Origin of the sequence: Methylophilus sp., from assembly GCF_052173275.1 — a bacterium.
GTDB lineage: Bacteria > Pseudomonadota > Gammaproteobacteria > Burkholderiales > Methylophilaceae > Methylophilus.
The window spans coordinates 2,582,558-2,601,969 of the sequence record NZ_JBQMUL010000002.1; the positions used below are offsets into that span (position 1 = coordinate 2,582,558).

Annotated in this window: 16 protein-coding genes and 1 pseudogene; 7 read left to right on the forward strand and 10 right to left on the reverse strand. The window is 49.6% G+C overall.

Annotation, left to right across the window (positions count from 1 at the left end):
* Window positions 1-409 precede the first annotated feature (409 nt).
* The 10 genes and pseudogenes from ACTS9Y_RS13605 to flhD all read right to left on the reverse strand — a co-directional run bounded on the left by ACTS9Y_RS13605 (window position 410) and on the right by flhD (window position 10,958).
* Window positions 410-3,028 (reverse strand): methyl-accepting chemotaxis protein, encoded by a 2,619-nt coding sequence (locus ACTS9Y_RS13605; protein WP_442586465.1) that lies wholly within the window; start codon window positions 3,026-3,028, stop codon window positions 410-412.
* Between the two features lie 62 nt (window positions 3,029-3,090).
* Window positions 3,091-3,603, reverse strand: a complete 513-nt coding sequence (locus ACTS9Y_RS13610) for a chemotaxis protein CheW (RefSeq protein ID WP_442586466.1) — start codon at window positions 3,601-3,603, stop codon at window positions 3,091-3,093.
* A gap of 12 nt (window positions 3,604-3,615) precedes the next feature.
* A pseudogene (gene cheA / locus ACTS9Y_RS13615) lies at window positions 3,616-5,963 on the reverse strand (chemotaxis protein CheA).
* 29 nt (window positions 5,964-5,992) lie between these two features.
* Window positions 5,993-6,361 carry a response regulator gene (locus ACTS9Y_RS13620; RefSeq protein WP_379055762.1) on the reverse strand — a complete coding sequence of 123 codons (369 nt, stop codon included), beginning with the start codon at window positions 6,359-6,361 and terminating at the stop codon, window positions 5,993-5,995.
* Window positions 6,362-6,403: 42 nt separating this feature from the next.
* A complete protein-coding gene (locus ACTS9Y_RS13625) occupies window positions 6,404-6,946 on the reverse strand; it encodes a chemotaxis protein (RefSeq protein ID WP_442586467.1) in 543 nt (180 codons plus the stop codon).
* Between the two features lie 91 nt (window positions 6,947-7,037).
* Window positions 7,038-7,988, reverse strand: coding sequence for a flagellar motor protein MotB (gene motB / locus ACTS9Y_RS13630; RefSeq protein WP_442586468.1), 951 nt, complete (start codon window positions 7,986-7,988; stop codon window positions 7,038-7,040).
* Window positions 7,989-8,028: 40 nt separating this feature from the next.
* A complete protein-coding gene (motA, locus tag ACTS9Y_RS13635; protein ID WP_442586469.1) occupies window positions 8,029-8,889 on the reverse strand; it encodes a flagellar motor stator protein MotA in 861 nt (286 codons plus the stop codon).
* 186 nt (window positions 8,890-9,075) lie between these two features.
* Complete coding sequence (locus tag ACTS9Y_RS13640) at window positions 9,076-9,954, reverse strand: class I SAM-dependent methyltransferase (RefSeq protein WP_442586470.1); 879 nt, start codon at window positions 9,952-9,954, stop codon at window positions 9,076-9,078.
* Between the two features lie 67 nt (window positions 9,955-10,021).
* On the reverse strand, window positions 10,022-10,588 hold the full coding sequence (gene flhC, locus ACTS9Y_RS13645; RefSeq protein ID WP_442586471.1) for a flagellar transcriptional regulator FlhC: 567 nt from the start codon (window positions 10,586-10,588) through the stop codon (window positions 10,022-10,024).
* A 46-nt stretch (window positions 10,589-10,634) separates the two neighbouring features.
* Window positions 10,635-10,958: a flagellar transcriptional regulator FlhD gene (flhD, locus tag ACTS9Y_RS13650; protein WP_379029762.1), complete on the reverse strand. Its 324-nt coding sequence runs from the start codon at window positions 10,956-10,958 to the stop codon at window positions 10,635-10,637.
* Window positions 10,959-11,566: 608 nt separating this feature from the next.
* On the opposite strand from flhD, the gene flhB reads away from it, so the two are divergent.
* Genes flhB through ACTS9Y_RS13685 form a run of 7 tightly spaced genes read left to right on the forward strand, consistent with a single transcriptional unit; the run spans window position 11,567 to window position 19,411 of the window.
* Entirely contained in the window at window positions 11,567-12,739 is a 1,173-nt protein-coding gene (gene flhB, locus ACTS9Y_RS13655; RefSeq protein WP_442586472.1) for a flagellar biosynthesis protein FlhB, read from the forward strand.
* A 26-nt stretch (window positions 12,740-12,765) separates the two neighbouring features.
* Window positions 12,766-14,853, forward strand: a complete 2,088-nt coding sequence (gene flhA, locus ACTS9Y_RS13660; protein ID WP_442586473.1) for a flagellar biosynthesis protein FlhA — start codon at window positions 12,766-12,768, stop codon at window positions 14,851-14,853.
* A 1-nt stretch (window position 14,854) separates the two neighbouring features.
* Entirely contained in the window at window positions 14,855-16,213 is a 1,359-nt protein-coding gene (gene flhF / locus ACTS9Y_RS13665) for a flagellar biosynthesis protein FlhF (protein ID WP_442586474.1), read from the forward strand.
* A complete protein-coding gene (locus ACTS9Y_RS13670) occupies window positions 16,206-17,015 on the forward strand; it encodes a MinD/ParA family ATP-binding protein (RefSeq protein ID WP_442586475.1) in 810 nt (269 codons plus the stop codon). Before flhF ends, ACTS9Y_RS13670 begins: the two co-directional genes overlap by 8 nt.
* A 16-nt stretch (window positions 17,016-17,031) precedes the next feature.
* On the forward strand, window positions 17,032-17,769 hold the full coding sequence (locus ACTS9Y_RS13675) for an RNA polymerase sigma factor FliA (protein ID WP_442586476.1): 738 nt from the start codon (window positions 17,032-17,034) through the stop codon (window positions 17,767-17,769).
* Entirely contained in the window at window positions 17,769-18,521 is a 753-nt protein-coding gene (locus ACTS9Y_RS13680; protein ID WP_442586477.1) for a flagellar motor protein, read from the forward strand. Before ACTS9Y_RS13675 ends, ACTS9Y_RS13680 begins: the two co-directional genes overlap by 1 nt.
* Window positions 18,521-19,411, forward strand: a complete 891-nt coding sequence (locus tag ACTS9Y_RS13685) for a flagellar motor protein MotB (RefSeq protein WP_442586478.1) — start codon at window positions 18,521-18,523, stop codon at window positions 19,409-19,411. Before ACTS9Y_RS13680 ends, ACTS9Y_RS13685 begins: the two co-directional genes overlap by 1 nt.
* The last annotated feature ends 1 nt before the right edge of the window (window position 19,412 follow it).

Consider the following 19,412-nt stretch of genomic DNA (forward strand, 5'->3'; position numbering starts at 1 on the left):
TTCGACACTTTTAAGCCACTCGCACCACAGGTGTCAGCCACGACCGTTTTGACTTCAATCCACGTGTCATAAACTTAACCATTCCTTATCATTAATATCGTATAAGCATCAGAAAACTTGATAGCAATTAAATGTAAATTTATTCAATAAATTCAATTACTTTGCAAAAAATATTTTTTTGATGAAAGGTGATTTCGTCGCGAACGAAAAGTAAAAAAACCAGGAAAAAATCAAGGGCTACTTTTACGTGAATAGATTGAAAGATGGATAAAAAAAAGACCGGATAAATCCGGTCTTTTTAGAGAAGATCAATGAGGATGACAGCGGTGTAACCCGGGAAAGCTGCAAACCTTAAATTCAGTGTTTTGTGCTGCTTTCCTGTAATGCCACCATCGTCTTCAATGGCAGCTTAAAACTCTTCCCAATCGCTATTATCAGTCCCGGTTTTTGCCAGCCTGGCAGGTTGTTCCTGAGCGCTGGAATGGCTTGGAGCGGCTGGTTTGGCTTTGCTAACAAATGGCACTGGTGCTGTTTTTTTCGCAGGTGCAACACTGGTTCGTTTGGCCGGACTTGCGTTATGCAGCCTGTATTTATTGACGGAATCCATCAATGTAGCAGCCTGCTCAACCAGCGATTCAGCGGCGGCTGCGGCTTCTTCAACCAAAGCAGCATTTTGCTGGGTGGTTTCATCCATTTCAGTCACAGATTTGTTGACTTGATCAATACCTGAGCTTTGCTCGGCAGAAGCCGCTGTGATCTCGCCCATGATATCTGTCACACGTTGCACAGAAGTCACGATCTCATGCATGGTTTCACCGGCGTTTTGTACCAGTTTGGTGCCTTCAGTCGTTTTGCTGACAGAATCGGTAATCAGTTCCTTAATTTCTTTGGCGGCACTGGCTGAGCGTTGTGCCAGGTTGCGCACTTCACCTGCCACAACGGCAAAGCCCCTGCCCTGTTCACCAGCCCTGGCCGCTTCAACTGCTGCGTTCAAGGCAAGGATATTCGTCTGGAAAGCGATGCCATCAATTACAGTGATGATGTCTTCGATCTTGCGTGCACTTTCATTAATCGCACTCATGGTGGTCACGACATTACCCACCACCTCACCGCCACGCACTGCCACCTGTGAAGCGGCTTCTGCCATTTGATTGGCCTGGCGTGCATTGTCGGCGTTCTGTTTCACGGTAGAAGCCAGTTCTTCCATGCTGGAAGCGGTTTCTTCCAGGCTGGATGCCTGCTGTTCAGTGCGACTGGAAAGGTCATTATTTCCGCTGGCGATTTCCTGGGCAGCGGTATTGATGGTTTCGCCTGCTTCACGAATCTGCATCAATAACTCTGTCATGTTTTCCAGCAGGTTATTCACGCCTTTACAGATATCAGCAGTCGGCCCGGTTTTATCGGACAAATCAATACGATCGGTTAAATCACCGTCTGCCGCATTGGCAATGATGGATGAAATCTGATCGCTGACGCGACGTTCCTGTGTGATATCCACCCATTCCAGTGAAGTACCAGAGCGAACACCGGCTTTATCAAAAATAGGCATGGCTTTCAGGCGGACAAACATGTCGCCCAAAGGCATTTCTACCACATGCTCCTTGGTTAAAGAAGCAAGCAAACCGCGTTGATGCGCCGGATTCTTGTGGAAGATATCGAAATTCTGGCCGACGATTTTGTCGGCATCAAAGTTTGGCAACACCTGGCGGAAATTGGATTCCGAGCTGCGCATTAGGCGCTCGGTAGAAGCATTCATGTAGCGGATGATACCGTCGTTGTCTGCCATCATCATATTGGTTGAGGCAGAATCCAGCGTGGTTTGTATCATAAAGGCTTCAGCCGATTTAATCGCCTGTTCCTTATCTGCCAGCACCGCTTTAGTGATATCTGTCGCATATTGCACGACCTTCACCGGTTTACCATCCAGCCCGATAATCGGGTTGTAAGAAGCCTGTAACCAGATGTCTTTCTGGTTCTTGCCATAACGGTGATACACACTCTCGTCAGGCTCACCACGATTCAATTTGGCCCAGAATTCCTGGTATTCCGCGCTGGCTTTAAGTCGCTCGCTCACAAAAGTGCTGTGATGTTTGCCTGCCACCTCTTCCAGAGTATAACCAGTGACCGCCAGGAAATTCTGGTTGGCAGTGATGATGTTTCCGCTGAGGTCAAACTCGATCACTGCTTGTACTTTTGCAATGGCTTGAACCTTGCCTTGATAGTCCAGTTCAATTTGTTTTTCTGCAGTGATGCAGAAAGAGAAAATCTTGATTTTTGCCAGGGTTCTGTCGTCGTTCAGGACCGGGATATAGTTGGCACTAAACCAGTATTCATTCCCCGTTTTTGAAACGCGGCAGACTTCCTGTTTGCCGTTTTCACCTCTGGCGAGTTTTTCCCATAACTGCTTGTATTCTGCGCTTTGGGCTGAATGTGCTTTGAGCAGGAAGCTGACATTTTTGCCAACCACCTCTTCGCGCGTATAGCCTAAAGGCGCCACCAGCAGCTCGTTACAATTCAAGATCGTGCCTTGTGCGTCACATTCCATCACACCAAAGGATTGGTTCAGTGCCTGGCCGTTTTCCTGCAGAGCGATGTTTTGCTGTTTATCTTGTGTGATATCCGTCAGGTAGGCGACCGTTTTGCGCAGTTTGGCAGATTTATCCAACACCGGTGCGTAATAGCCTTGAAACCAGGTTTCATTGCCTGATTTATTGATCAGTTTGAAAGCACCGACGCTTGATTTCCCTGCACCCAGATCTTTCCAGAAGCTCTGGTATTCTGGTTTGGCTGCGTCTTCAGCAGACAGTAGTTTGCGATGAGGTTGCCCAATCAATTCATTGGCGCTGTAACCGAGTGCTGCACACAAATTCTCATTTGCATGGCTGATATTGCCCTCAGCATTTAATTCAATGATGGCCCTGGCCTTGTTGATCTCAGTTTTGAGTGCTGAGAATTCGGCAGATTCATCCAGAATATGCTGATACTGTTTAGTCCCTGCTGCCAATTTATTTAAAACTGTTGCAAACATAATCGCCCCTTAGCAAGAAGTGCCTGTTCCGATGTCGCTATTTTGTTATTTGAAAAGTGCTGTTAATGCACCGCAGCGTCCATCAATTCCATTTCGTTGCTCGTCATCAATTTCTCGATATCCACCAGGATCAGCATTTCCTGCTCAATGGTGGCTAAGCCAACGATATATTTTGTATCGATGCGGGTGACCAGTGATGGCACTTCGCGCAAATGCTCGTCGCGTAATTCGCGGACGTCAGACACACCATCCACCACGATACCGACGATGCGACCGTTTAAATTGAGGATGATCACAACGGTAAATTCGTTGTACTCCACCTTGCCCAGCTTGAATTTAATGCGTAAATCGACAATCGGCACGATTTTGCCGCGCAGGTTGATCACGCCTTTAATAAAAGGAGGCATATTTGCTATCTGTGTCACTGCATCATAGCCACGGATCTCCTGAACCTTGAGGATCTCGATGCCGTATTGTTCATTGCCCAATACAAAGGTCAGGTATTCGCCAGCAGCTGTTCTGATACTGCCAGCATTGCCCGCACCGTGATTGTTAGTCATTTCTGTTGTAGTCATTGCATATGCTCCTTATGCATTGATGTGATTTTTTAAATTGGAATAATCCTGGTCGGCAAATGACCGACCGCCTGTTACATAATTCGTTGTTTGCCCCATCTGGGTGATCGCTGGCACATCAAGGATCAAGGCCACTGAGCCATCGCCCATGATGGTGGCGCCGGATACGCCTGGAATGCGTTTAAAGTTCGTCTCCAGGCTCTTGATCACTACTTGTTGCTGCCCTACCAGGCGGTCGACAAATAATGCAGATTTTTTGCCATCCGCTTCCAGGATCAGCAATACACCTTCAGTCGGGTCTGTGATCTCGGTAGGATGGTTAAACAAGGCATGCAATGCAATGATAGGCAGATATTCGCCCCGCACATGCACCATCAACCCTTCGCCAGTGACGGTTTTCAGGTCTTCGGCGCGTGGTTGCAAGGTTTCGACAATCAGGTTCAGTGGCACCACATACAGGCTCTTGTCCAGCGAGACGGACATACCATCCAGGATCGCCAGGGTCAGTGGCAACGAAATGGAAATCGTTGTGCCATAACCCAGTGCCGAGCGGATTTCGATATTGCCGCCCATGGCGCTGATGTTACGTTTGACCACGTCCATGCCGACGCCGCGGCCTGAGACATCGGTGACCACTTCAGCGGTTGAAAAGCCAGGTGCAAAAATAAGGCTATAGACTTCGCTATCACTCATGCTTTCGTTCACAGGCAAGCCATTTGAAGCGGCTTTGGCCAGGATACGGTCACGGTTCAAACCGCCGCCATCATCGGTGACTTCAATGACGATGCTGCCGCCTTTATGCGCTGCAGACAAGGTCAAGACACCGATTTCAGATTTGCCCATCTCACGACGGGTTTCCGGTTTTTCAATGCCATGGTCTACACTGTTACGCACCAGATGGGTCAACGGATCTACGATACGTTCAATCAGGCTCTTATCAAGCTCGGTGGTGGCACCATTGGTGACAAATTCCACTTTTTTGCCTAATTTACCTGCCAGGTCACGCACCATACGAGGAAGCGCGAGAACACGAAGTCCATAGGCATCATACGGATAGACATGACGGATTCCTGCAGGTCACGCGTATTACGGGTTAATTGGGTAACACTATTAATCAGGCCTTCGTTATCGGCCGGGTCCAGTGCATTCACACGTTGTTCAATCATGGCTTGTGTGATCACAAGCTCGCCCACCAGGTTGATCAGCTGGTCCACTTTTTCAATGCCAACACGAATCGAACTGGTTTCAGCACTCTGTGCCGCTGGTTTGTCGGATTCACGACGCGCTTGCGCACGACGTTCGTCTTTGACTTCAGGCGCTGGTGCATTGGCGACGGCAGTGCTTTCAGCTTCGGCAGAGGCTTTTGCCAATGCCGCAGCAGCATTATCATCACCAATCATTTGTGCTTTTGGTGCATCCGGATGTGGTTTGAACGGCGCAAAGAAACCGTAACCTTCTTCCTGAGTCTCTTCACCATTATTGCTAAACAGGCCGTAACCCACTTCTTCAGCGACGGCGATCTTGCCATCCTGTGTCGCGGGTTGTGCCGGTGTAGCTGCATCGTTGGTAAAAAAGCCATATCCAGGGTCTGCGGGCTCTGTTTCAGCCACAGCTGCTACTGGTGCCGCTGGCGTTTCTGCAGCTGCCGTTGCGCCTGCGACTTGAATCACCAACGCATCCGGGTCAACGATGAATGAGCAAATAGACACGATATCATCGGTGCTGGAATCTGTTTTGATCAGCAAGGCATGGCGATTGTCGGCACGCTGATACACAGCCACTTCACCCAGCAATTCCAATTCATCTTTCAGGTTGCCTAAATCTTTTTCAGTCACGTCGGGCAAACCAACGTCATATAACTGCAGGCCCTGCGCTTGTTCTTCTGCTGAGAGTGTTAATGCCAGTGTTGGCTGATTCACAGATGCGGCCACTGGTTCCGGCGCTGTAGCAGCTGCTGGTGCAGCCACTGCGGTGCCTTCGGACAATGATTTCAATCTGGCAGAGACATCACTCACTTGCTCAGGGTCTACATCTGAGCCATTACGGTGGCCATCCACCTGCATTTTGATCACATCTTTAGCAGCCAGGAAAGCATCCACATGCTCAACGGTCAGTGCCATTTCTTGCTTGCGAATTTTATCGAGCAGGTTTTCCAGTACATGCGTGATTTCTGTCATGTCCATAAAACCAAAGGTCGCCGCGCCACCTTTGATTGAGTGGGCTGCCCTAAAAATAGCATTCAGCTCCTCGATATCCGGTGAATCCACATTGATTTCAAGCAACAGGCGTTCTGCTTCGGCGAGTAACTCCTCAGCCTCGTCAAAGAACACCTCATAAAACTGGCTCATATCCACTGTCATTATTTTCTCCAGTCCCTTAACCAGGGCACTTAAGCACCGATCACTTTTTGTACGACTTCGATTAAACGTTTAGGATCAAAAGGTTTCACCAGCCAGCCATTGGCACCAGCCGCTTTACCTTTTGCTTTCATTTCATCTGATGACTCGGTAGTGAGCATCAGGATAGGTACTTTTTGGTAAGAGGCCAGGTTACGAAGATTGGAGATCAGCGTCAGGCCATCCATCACCGGCATGTTCTGGTCAGTCAATACCAGGTCAACGGTCTTTTCCTTGGCCCGGTTCAAGCCATCCTGTCCATCCACGGCCTGCACCACATCATAGCCAGCAGCTTTCAAACTGAACGCTACCATTTGACGCAAAGAACCTGAATCGTCTACTGTTAAAATTGTCTTCGCCATTTTCACTCGCCTTTTTCACTCAATATGTTAAACGTGCTGTGATTAGAATAAATCGATATCACCGGTCGCCAGGTCTTGCTGATTCACTGACTTGCGTAAGTTGCCAGTCAGGTGGTGGCTACCCTGGTCAAAATTCTGGTTTAGTTGCATGATGAAACGTCTGATTTCCTCATGCTCGTTATCCGCCGCCATCGGAAACTGGTGGCTGGATAATTCTTGCAATAATGTTTTCAAGCCATTGACACGATTGATCGTGCGTTGCAATAGCTGGTTGGTCATGTCCTGGAACTGCATGCCGGTCACAACTTTATTCACCTCATTGCCAATGTTGTCCTCAAATACCTGCAACTGTTGCACCACATCAGGGTGTAACTTGCCAGATTCAGCCAGTAACTTGATCACGGCTTGCTGCTCCGTTAATTGGGCATGCACGTTCATGAAACTGGTGCTGAGTTTTTCAATCGCTTCATTCAGCAAAAAGGTGGTTTGTTGTAAATCGGTTTCGATTTCCAGTAAATGCCGGTCACCATGGCGAGAAACTGCAGCCAATAACTCCCTTAACTCTTCGATGGGCAATGTTTTCATAGTGGTCCTATCTTGCCTGATTCCCCTGCTTTCCAATCAAGAAATAAGCATCATAAACATCGCTTATTTCTTGGGCTTCTTGATACAACGTTTATTTCTCTTCGACTGCTTTTTCCTGATGATTCTGTAACGATTTCACCTGCGACAAGTCATTTTCACTGGCAGAAATCTGGTCATTGTCTTTCAACAGCTCTTCTTCGGTTTCCTTATTCATCACGATCAGGCTGATACGGCGGTTGATCGGGTTAAACGGATTTTCCTTATCCATCATGATGGCCGAACCCAGGCCTACCACCCGCATCAACTTGGTTTCATCCATACCGCCGGAAATAAGCTCACGGCGTGAGGCATTGGCACGGTCTGACGATAACTCCCAGTTACTGTAACCATGATCGCCATTGGCATAACCAGCCGCATCGGTGTGGCCGGATAAACTGATTTTGTTATCAACGCCATTCAGTGTTTTACCGATTTCACGCAAAATCAGTTTGGCGTAAGGCTGCAACTCCGCTTTGGCGTTCTCAAACATCGGGCGGTTCTGTTCATCAATAATCTGGATGCGCAAGCCTTCACTGGTGATATCCAGTTTCAACTGTGACTTGAATTGTTTTAAGGTCGGGTTTTCTTCAATCGCCTGTTCGATTTTGGCTTTCAGCGATTCCAGTTTGATCTTCTCAGCCTTTTTCAAAGCCTCTTTCACATCTTCGATCTTGACCATTTTCAGCTTGCCGGGGTCACCATCCACTGGCTTCACCTGCCCTTGTTTCTTGGTCACGTCCTTGCCACCGGTGTTTTTCAGGGCTGAATCACTTTGCCCGACGGATGGGCCCATCAACACCACGTGCAATGGTGTCTGGAAATATTCTGAAATGCCTTCTTTTTGCGCTTTCGAGGTGGAGCCTAGCAACCACATCAGCAGGAAAAACGCCATCATCGCTGTCACGAAGTCAGCATAGGCGATTTTCCAGGCGCCGCCATGATGGCCGCCGCCGCTTTTCTTGATCTTTTTTACAATAATCGGGGCAACACGATCTTCTGCCATGAGGTTCTCCAGCGATACGCTGATTCAATAACTGCGTTAATTATTTCGACTTGGCCTGTTTCACGTGCTCTTCAAGCTCGGTGAAACCAGGACGTTCGGTGGAGTACAAGACTTTACGGCCAAATTCCACGGCAATCGGTGGGGCGTAACCGTTCAGGCTGGCAAGCAATACCACTTTGACTGTTTGAAAGCTTTTGCTGGATTCTTCCAGTTTCTGTTCCAGCAGGCCGGAAAGCGGGCCCACAAAACCGTAGGCCAGCAGAATGCCGAGGAAAGTACCCACCAGGGCATGCGCAATCAGGATACCCAGCTCAGCCGGAGGCAATGCCACGTTCTCCATGGTGTGCACCACGCCCATCACCGCTGCAACGATACCAAACGCTGGCAAGCCATCACCCAGCTTGGCAATACAATGGGCTGGCACATGGCCTTCCATATGGTGGGTCTCGATTTCGTTATCCATCAGGTTTTCTACCTGGAAGGCATCCATATTGCCGGACACCATTAACCGCAGGTAATCAGTGATGAATTCGACCAGGTGATGGTCATGCAGGATATTGGGGTATTTGCTGAACAAAGCACTGGACTCAGGGTCTTCGATGTCTTTTTCAATGGCCATCAAACCATCCTTGCGGATTTTGGTCAGGATCTCAAACAACAAGGCCAGCAGATCCATATACAGTTGCTTGGAGTATTTGGAGCCTTTGAACAAGGTCGGCAAAGCTTTAACAGTGGCCTTGATGGCTTTACTATCGTTACCGACAATAAACGCACCAAACGCACCACCAAAAATCATCATGACTTCCAGTGGCTGCCACAGCGCGCCCAAATGACCGCCTGCCAGCGCATAACCGCCGAAAATCATGCCGCAAACGACTACATACCCAATAATAACGAACATGCCCTACTCCACTTTTAGCATTGAATATGGATAGCATAACAATCGCCACCCCGTTTCAATGTTGCAAATAAAAGGGATTTAGCAGGCTAATTAGCTTGCAGTGCCAAACTGACTAATGCGGTTGAGTGAGGTATGAACAATCGCCTATGCCTGAGGGCGGGCATATGCCACTGCATATATGCAGTGTTACAAGGTGTATACGTAAAGTGCGGGGGAGCTTGCTGAAGGATAGATAATACGCGCAGCGGTGACATCAACCACCGGGAATTCGGAACTGATGAACAGGCTGCCCGGGCGCATTTCCTGCTGTACCTTTTGCCAGACATCCGCCATCACGGCTGGCGACAGGTAAGCGAAGACGACATCCAGTGTTGCGAAGTCGGTCTGGCGGTAATCGCCCAGCGTGAATTTGGCACGGCTGCCAGTGAAAGTCGCATGGATCACGCTGACCAGCCACGGCAAAGGCGCAATTTCAATCCCATCTATCTGGTCTTGCGTACGTTGTTTGGATAAAAACAGGGAAACATCGCCGAGGCCACTACCAATATCGAGCACACGCAAAGGCTGTTCGCCAGCATGTTGCTCAAGGATATTGTGCATGGCACGCCAGGTTGCGGGGAAAGACGGGTAAAAAGGTACACGGGTATTGTGCACTGACCAGTATAGCGCCAGGGTGATGACGAAACCGGCCAGGTAAACGATAGCGGGTAGTGCAATTTGCTGCATACAGATCACAGCGAGTGGGAAAACCACATGGATCCACCGCCACCAGACTGGCATACGGATAGCCCTGGCCATGATGCTGACCAGTAATGCATGCGGAAACAGCCAGAACCAGATGGAATCCAGTGGCAGGCCCACATTGCGTAACTCAAAAGCGAATACGCTGTTGATTACGCCAGGCGCGACGCCCGCAATCAACAGCAGACTCAAACACTGTATCAGCAATGCCTGGCACCATAATTTGCGCGGCATTATTTTCTGCATCCATAACTTAGGGGACAGGAGACGTTGTTCCATTACATATTGCTGCAACGCCCCTGCCGAAAGTTTGTTAGAACGCATGATGAGTCTTTCTTTAAATACCAGGTTGTACTAGTTCCAACCTGCCAGTCACTAATTTATTCAACCATTAAGCTGACATTGAAACCAGTTTGTAGCTGAGTTCTTTGGCTTTTTTGGTTTTACCGGCACGTGAAGGTACGTGGCACAGGTTGCACACATAATTCTGGTTCAGATCGTAGCTGTTGACGATATATTGGCCGCCGCAGCAATGACAGACTTTAGTTGTCAGCATTTTGCTTTCAATGAAGCGTACCAGGGTCCAGGCACGGGTCAGGGACAAGATAGGCTCTTCAATCTGGCCACCATCCGGGTTTTGCACTTGTTGCATATACAGTGTGTAGGCTTTGATGATCGCGTGTATGCCTTCAACCCCTGCGTAATCCACCATGAAACGATAGATATTGTAGAAAATGGAAGAGTGAATATTTGGCTGCCAGGTCAGGAACCAGTCAGTAGAGAATGGCAACATACCTTTAGGAGGTGAAACACCTTTCATCTCTTTGTAGAGCTTGATCAAACGCTCACGAGATAAAGTGGTTTGTGATTCCAGTAATTGTAACCGTGCGCCCAGCTCAATCATTTGCATGGCCAGTTTAATTTGTTCTGCTTCGTTAACTACACTCTTCTTTTGCATGATAAACCCTCTTTTCTATTCTTTATCGCCAGATGGGAATGACTACTTATACGTTAGATTCAGCTGCTTGGGCGGACATCAGTACCGCTGTGTGCAAGTGTGCTTGCGCAGGATCTTTAGTGTAGCTAGTCAACATGCCCAGGATTTCGCTGTCGTCAAAACGGAAGCGTGTCAGCAGCATGTTTGTGTTACACAGTTTGAGAAGTTGCAGGTTGGTCAGGTTTTCCAGCAGGTCAGCAATTTCCTTGTTGATACCTAAACGGAAAATTGCAGTGGCCTTGTCAGAGCGGATCAGTTGTTGTGCCAGCATCAGGTAGTTCAGATTGGCATCTTTGATTTCAGCGAGTAAATCGTTTTGCATGACATTCATGATCTTTTCTCCATTTATTTGCGGTTCAATTTAAGTACGCATTTGCGTTAGGCGTACTTTGCGCGCATTCATGGATACCAACAATCAGGGTTTGTCGGTTAATTTTGTAAGACGGACGAAAACAGCCATGTAGGTGTTTGTCTTACAAAACCCGGCATGGCACAACACACAACCATATAAAACAAATGGTTATGATATTTATTTAATGTTTAACTAGAATAAATATATGGCTATTCTCGCAGTCGCCTGCTCCTTTCAATTCAATAAATAATTAAAGTTTTCCCGTTGTATTCCGTTAACAGCCGTTTTTTGCCTGTTCTGGCTGCATGAAATCAAATACACGGGCACTTTTTGTCATAACTCGTTTACGGCGGCCTGTACTAAAACTTTAGGGTTTCGTTTAAAAATAATTCATTTATTTTATAAGTCATTGTTTTTAAATTAAAAATAATTTAAATATTTGCACTTGTTAACAAAACAGAATTCATAATGATTGGATTGCGGTCAATAAGTCCCTTTATTCGAACTATAAAAAAGGGGGGTACTGCTGAATAATCACTCATGTCACGGAACGCACGTCGTGTTCCTGAACCCCACAAGTGAGTGATATGGCAGCTGATGACAGCGATATGGAGAAAACCGAGGACGCGTCCCCCAAGCGATTGGAGAAGGCACGCGAAGACGGCGACATTCCCCGCTCACGTGAACTGGCTGCCTGTGCAGTATTGTTCACAACCGGTATGGCCATCATGATGCTTGGCCGCCCGATGGGTGAAGCATTGAAAAACGTGTTGAGACAAGGATTGAGATTTGACCGGGCACTGGCGTTTGAACCGGCACTGCTCATCACACACCTGCTTAAAGTCATCGAGCAAGTGATGTGGGCTTTCCTGCCGTTGGCGCTGATCATGGTGGCTGTGGCTATCGCTTCACCGATCCTGGTGGGTGGCTGGGTGATGTCGCAAAAATCACTTATGCCTAATTTTGGCAAGCTGAATCCGATTAAAGGCATCAGCAACATGTTTTCCAAGAACTCTGTTGTTGAGCTGGTGAAGTCGCTGGCGAAAACCATCCTGGTGGCCTCTGTTGGCTACTCCATCGTGAAAAAAGATTTGCAGCCTATGCTGGGCTTGTCTGAAATGCCTCTTGAATCCGGCATCAGTGCTGTGAGCGATTATATGGTGACTGGTTTTTTGACCATTGCCTCTGCGCTAGTGCTGATTGCGGTGATCGATGTGCCCTACCAGCTTTATCAATATGCGCAAAAGCATAAGATGACCAAGCAGGAATTGAAGGACGAAGCCAAGGAAGCGGAAGGTAGCCCGGAAGTCAAAGGCCGCATCCGTCAGCAACAACGCGAAATGGCCCGCAGAAGAATGATGAGCAATATCCCGACTGCCGATGTCGTGATCACCAACCCGACGCACTATGCAGTGGCTATCAGATATAAAGAAGGCGAAACCGGCGCACCTATCGTTGTCGCCAAGGGCATGGATGCCATCGCCTTGAAGATCAGAGAGATTGCAGCAGAGCACAACGTCATGACGATGGAGTCTCCCAAGCTGGCCCGTGCTTTACATGCACATACAGAACTGGAAAGTGAAATACCGCAAGCCTTATATGCAGCAGTGGCCGAGATCCTGGCTTATGTGTTTCAGCTGCGCGTATTCAAGCAACATGGTGGCGTGCGCCCTGCTATGCCAGACAATGTGCCGGTGCCGGATGCGCTGGACCCACACGCTCTGGTGGCAACGCCGCCTAGCGCAACAGATATTGAGTAATTAAAGCAGGTTTAAGGAGCTTATAGATGAACAACTGGCAACAAATGATGGGAAAACTGGACGGTCGCGCAGTCGCCGCACCACTCATTGTTGTATTGCTGCTGGCAATGATGATACTGCCGCTGCCGGCCATCGTGCTCGATGTGTTTTTCACCTTTAATATCGCATTGTCTATCCTGGTGCTGATGATAGGCCTGCAAACGACTAAAGCGCTAGACTTTATCGCCTTCCCTACCGTATTGCTGATGACCACCATGCTACGCCTGGCGCTCAACGTGGCTTCTACCCGCGTAGTGCTGACTGAAGGCCATGCCGGCCCGGATGCGGCCGGTAAAGTGATCGAGGCGTTTGGCCACTTCCTGATCGGCGGTAATTACGCTGTGGGTATCGTGGTGTTTGTGATTCTGACCATTATCAACTTCACGGTGATCACCAAAGGTGCTGGCCGTATTGCTGAAGTCGGTGCACGGTTCACCCTGGATGCGATGCCAGGTAAACAAATGGCGATCGATGCTGACCTCAACGCCGGCCTGATTGGTGAGGACGAAGCCCGCCGCCGCCGTAAAGAAGTCAGCCAGGAATCCGAATTCTACGGCGCGATGGACGGTGCCAGTAAATATGTACGTGGTGATGCGATTGCCGGCATCCTGGTCATCATCATCAACATCGTCGGTGGCTTGATCGTCGGCATGGTGCAACATGACCTGAGCTTTGGCGATGCCGTTAAAAACTATACCTTGCTGGCGATTGGTGATGGCCTGGTGGCACAGATCCCTTCACTGGTCATCTCTGTCGCAGCCGGTGTGGTGGTTTCGCGCGTAGCCAACAACGAAGACATCGGTGGCCAGTTGATCACCCAGTTGTTTGAGGACCCACGCGTATTAAGCGTGACCGCTGGCATTGTCGGCGGTATCGGCCTGATTCCTGGCATGCCACATCTGGCCTTCCTGGGCTTAGGCGCTTTGCTTGGCGGCCTGGCTTATTCAGTGAAACAAAAGCAGGAAAAAGCCAAACAGCAAGCCATTCTTGAGCCGCAACCGGAAGATAAACTGGCCCCGGCCAGCGAAGCAGAAGAAGCCACCTGGAACGACGTATTGCCAGTGGATACTGTCGGCCTGGAAGTAGGCTACCGCCTGATCCCGCTAGTGGACAAAGCGCAAGGCGGTGAACTGCTGAAACGCATTAAAGGTATCCGCAAGAAATTCGCGCAGGAAATCGGCTTTTTGGCACCGACCGTGCATATCCGTGACAACCTGACATTAAAACCGAATGCCTATCGCATCACCATGAAAGGTGTAGAGATGGCGAGTGGTGAATCCAACTTTAACCAGATGCTGGCGATTGACCCGGGCGCAGTAACTGGCGAACTGGATGGTACAAAAACCACTGATCCGGCATTTGGTTTGCCAGCAGTTTGGATAGAATCAGAGCGTAAAGAGTATGCACAAAGTCTGGGCTATACCGTGGTGGATGCAGGTACCGTGATTGCCACCCACCTCAACCATGTGATTTCACTGAATGCCGGTGAACTGCTGGGCCGCCAGGAAGTACAGCAACTGCTGGATCACCTGGGTAAAGAATCCAGCAAACTGATTGAAGAGATCGTGCCTAAGCTGATCACGTTGTCTTCGCTGCAAAAAGTATTACAGAATTTATTGAACGAAGGTGTACACATCCGCGATATGCGCACTATTTTGGAAACCCTGGCAGACCATGCGCAATATAGTCAGGATGCGAATGATCTTACTGCGATGGTGCGTGTCAAACTTGGGCGTGCCATCGTACAGGACTTGTTCCCTTACAGCGACGAAGTGACTGCCATGACGCTGGATGGCCAACTGGAACGCTTGCTGCTGCAAGCATTACAAAACAACCAATCCGCACAAAGCGTGATTGAACCTGGCATCGCTGAAAAACTGTCTCAACAGACAGAAGTGGCTGCCAGACAACAGGAGCAAATGGGATTGACACCGGTATTACTGGTCGCCGCCCCGCTGCGCCAGGCTTTATCAAGGTTTTTAAGAAGGACTGTCCCGCATCTCAGAGTGCTGTCGCATGACGAGTTGCCAGACAACAAATCAATACGAGTGACCAGCTTAATCGGAGCGCAATAACATGAATATCAGAAGATTTTTTGGCAAGAATGCACGTGAAGCATTGGCTCAAGTGAAACAGGCCTTAGGTGAAGACGCGATTATCGTTGCGAACCGCAGCGTCAATGGCGGCACTGAGATCATGGCCATGCTTGAAACTGATATTGAAAACACCGGTAGCAAGCAGTCCTCTGATTCTCCGAATGATGCTGCGCGCAGCCTGCTGGACTATGTCAATGGCCAAGGCGTCACGCCTGCCAGAGCCCAGCCGCGCATGCCCGAACCAGCGCCTGTTGCCAAACCGATGATGGCTCAGCCTGTGGTAGAAGAGACTGCGAGCACTGATCACATGATGATGGATATGTTTAAACAGCATAGCGAGCAGCAGGAGCAAGCCTACCAGGTTGCCACGCAAACGCTGGAAGAAAAAATGCTCACCATGATGCAGGAAATGCGTCATATGCGCAGCAACTTTGAAACGCAGATGAGTGCCATGACCTGGCAACATCATTTGCAACACAGTCCGGCTAAATCAAAAGTATTGAGCACCCTGCTCTCTGCCAGCTTTAGCGCCGCGCTGTCACGCCAGATTGCAGAAAAAATGCCACAGCATATTGATGTGCACAAGGCACCGATGTGGGCGAAAGAAGTCATCAGCCGCAACCTGCATACGCTGGATGATGAAGATGCATTGCTGGACAAAGGCGGTGTGTATGCCCTGGTTGGCCCTACTGGTGTAGGTAAAACAACGACCACAGCCAAACTGGCGGCACGTTATGTGATGAAACACGGCACACAGAACCTGGGCCTGATCACCACTGACAGCTACCGTATTGGCGGCTACGAACAATTACGTATCTACGGCAAGATCCTAGGCGTGATGGTGCATGCAGTGAAGGATGAAGAAGACCTGAAAATCGCACTCAATGAGTTGAAAGGCAAACACATGATCCTGATTGACACTGTCGGTGTCAGCCAGCGTGATCAGGCAGTGACTGAACAGCTTTCCATGCTGAGCCGCGCTGAAACGCCTATCCAGAAATTATTGTGCCTGAACGCAACCTCTACCGGTGAAACATTGACCGATGTGATGCGCAGCTATAAAAAGCATGACATGGCGGGTTGCATTGTGACCAAACTCGATGAAGCCGCTGCCATTGGCAACGTGCTGGATGTGTTGATCCGTGAGCGCATGCGCCTGTACTACACCACTGGCGGCCAACGTGTGCCGGAAGATATTGAAGTGGCGAATAAACACGCCCTGGTTGAAAGAGTGTTAACGCCGCATCAAGCCAGCTTGCCTTACCAATACCTGGATGAAGAGTTACCACTGGTGATTTCGAGCATGATGCAGGCGCAGGGAGAGCAGCATCATGTTTAATTACCATGACCAGGCCGATGGCCTGCGCCGTATCATGGCCAGGTCATCCGCACGCATCATCAGCGTCATGGCGGCAAATGGCCAGCCTGCTGATCACTGGCTCAGCCAATTGGCCGCCAGCATGGTCAGCCCCGGCAAACGATTATTGCTGATCCAGGCCAACCAGCGGCCAATGACTAAATACACCTTGCAAGCAGTCGCACAACGCAAAAGCATTCTCAGCCGTGCTGTGGTCAAACATCCGCAAGGTTACGATCTGGCGAGCCTGACTGAAACTAACGTATTAACATCGCCCTTATCCGGCGATTTAAAAACTGAGCTCGACGGTATAGTGAACCAACTTGCGTATGACTACGATACCGTGATGATTGAAGCATTATTAGACCCGAGTGACCAGACATTAGCCCTGCCCGTGATGGCCCAGCATACCCTGGTGATCCAGATGGAGCGCCATGATGCAGCCATTAAATCAGCCTACACCACGATCAAGCGGATTTGCCAGCAGCATGGCCAGATGCCTTTAAGTGTGGTCGTCACAGATGCCAATCATGAGCAAGGCCAGCAATACTTTATGCGCCTGAACCAGGTCTGCCAGCAGTTTCTGGGCGTTTCGCTGAGTTTTCTTGGCGCCATTCCCGATAGCAAACTGATGCAACAGGCTCAGGCCAAGCCAGCCTATGGTTTAAAAAACCGTCTTGCAGTGGAATCAACCCCAGCAACGCAATCTGCCATGGCATTTAAAGCGATTGCCAGAAGCCTGGATCAACAACGTTTAACCACGTCGTCACTGGCTGCTGCCTAGAGTAAAGAGGGAAAACATGTATACCGCTAAAGGCAAAACCAACAATACCGACCAGATGCTGAAGCAGCATAGTGGCCTGGTCAAAAGAATGGCCTACCAGCTGAAATCCAAATTGCCCTCCTGCGTGGAAGTCGATGACCTGGTACAGGCCGGCATGATAGGCCTGATGGATGCGATCCAGCGTTATGAAGATACGCATGGCGCACAATTTGAAACCTACGCGTCACAGAGGGTACGTGGTGCCATGCTGGATGAATTACGTGGTGCCGACTGGCTGCCACGCGGTATCCGCAAAAACATGCGCGATATCGAAGTGGCGGTGCAACAGCTTGAACAAAAATTAGGCCGCCCGCCTACCGAATCCGAAATCGCCAAACACATGAACTTCAGTCTTGAAGACTACTATGATGTGTTGAGCGACTGTCAGGGTCACCAGCTCATTTATTACGAAGACTTTCATGACGATGATGGCGGTGGCGAACACTTCCTGGACCGTTTTGTTGATGATGATAGCAATGACCCGGTCAAATCCCTGCTGGAAAGCGATTTCCGTGAGGCATTGATCGACTCGATTGACCATCTGCCGGAACGCGAAAAAATGCTGATGGGCCTGTACTACGAACAGGAACTGAACCTGAAAGAGATAGGCGCCATCATGAATGTCTCGGAATCGCGCGTATGCCAGCTGCATAGCCAGGCCGTGGCGCGCTTGCGTGCGTCCATGCGCGACAAATCCTGGACCGGAGTATCGTAATGGATTGGGGCAGCCTTGCAGGGCTGATCATTGCGCTCGCTGGCCTGGTGCTGGGGCAAACCCTGGAGGGTGGCCACCTTAAATCACTGATGCAGCCAGCCGCTTTTATGGTCGTGATGTTTGGCACCACCGGCGCGGTATTGCTGCAAAGCGAACTCAAGACATTTCTCAAAGGCCTGCGCATGTTGCGCTGGGTATTCGTGCATCCTGAAGATGACAGGCACAAACTGGCCCAGCGTATCAACCAGTGGAGCCAGCAAGCACGTAAGGAAAGTGTGTTATCGCTGGAAAGCCAGATCAAGCGCGAGCAAGACCCCTTTGTGCGCAAAGGCTTGCAGTTATTAGTCGATGGCACCCCTGCCGACCGCATCCGCGAAGTATGTGCCATTGATATGTATTACTTTGAAGTACAGGAACGTGATGCAGCCAAGATCTGGTCTGCTGCCGGTGGCTATGCGCCAACTGTGGGCATTATCGGCGCCGTACTCGGCCTGATCCATGTCATGGAAAATTTGTCGGACCCGGCCAAAATCGGTAGCGGCATCGCGGTGGCTTTCGTTGCCACTATCTATGGCGTTGCGCTGGCTAACCTGGTTTTTCTGCCGATTGCCAATAAATTAAAGGGACATATACAGCATGAAATTTCACGCCGTGAAATGCTGCTGAATGCCTGGGTCTCTATCGCCAGAGGTGATAACCCCAAACTGGTGAGTGAACGCCTGGAAGCCTATCTGCGCCTCGGGGAGTCGTAATGTACCGGCGCAAGATCCACGATGATGACGATGACAGCCACGACAGGTGGCTGATTTCCTATGCGGATTTCATCACCCTGTTATTCGCTTTTTTTGTGGTCATGTACGCCACCTCCAGCATCAACCTGAATAAATACCAGGCGCTCTCCAGTTCAGTGGTCACGGCTTTTCAGGGTAAACCCGGCCAAACGCCTACCATGAGTACCGATACGCCTGCCTCGTTACAAAACCAGAGTGCGAAACTTAAACCACTGCCGCTCAATTATCTATACCAGGAAAAAAAGCAGCGTGACCTGGATAAGATGCGCGCCATTGGTCAACAGCTGGCTAACGTGCTTTCACTATGGATAGAACAAAAAAAACTTTCTATCCACCAGGGTGAATTCGGCATCGATATCGCCTTGCAAAGTGGCTTATTGTTCAAGGCAGATCAATCGACGCTTTCTGATGAAGGCCCTTATGTGATCAAATTGATTGGTGAGCAATTAAAAGACGAATATCGCACTGTGCAGGTAGAGGGTCATATTGATCGCCACATGTATAGCGATGACGCTAACCCTGAAGCCAGACGCTGGGAAACAACCGCCACTCAGGCTGCGCGTGTCGCAGCCATCCTTGGCATGCGTGGCGTGAGTAGCAAACGCTTATCCGCAATCGGCCTGGCCGATACCAAACCTGCTTCCAGCAGTGAAAACAATTTGGCGCAAACCGTGAATAACCGCATCATCATCCGTATTCTGACGGCTGAAAGCAATGCGCAACAGGCAGCTAACAACACCAATACGACACAGCTTGAGATTCTGCCAAAAGCGGCTGAGGCATTGGAGGCACCGGTGAATGCACCACAGGCAGAAACACCTGTTCCTGCTGTCGTCTCCACTAACCCATAAC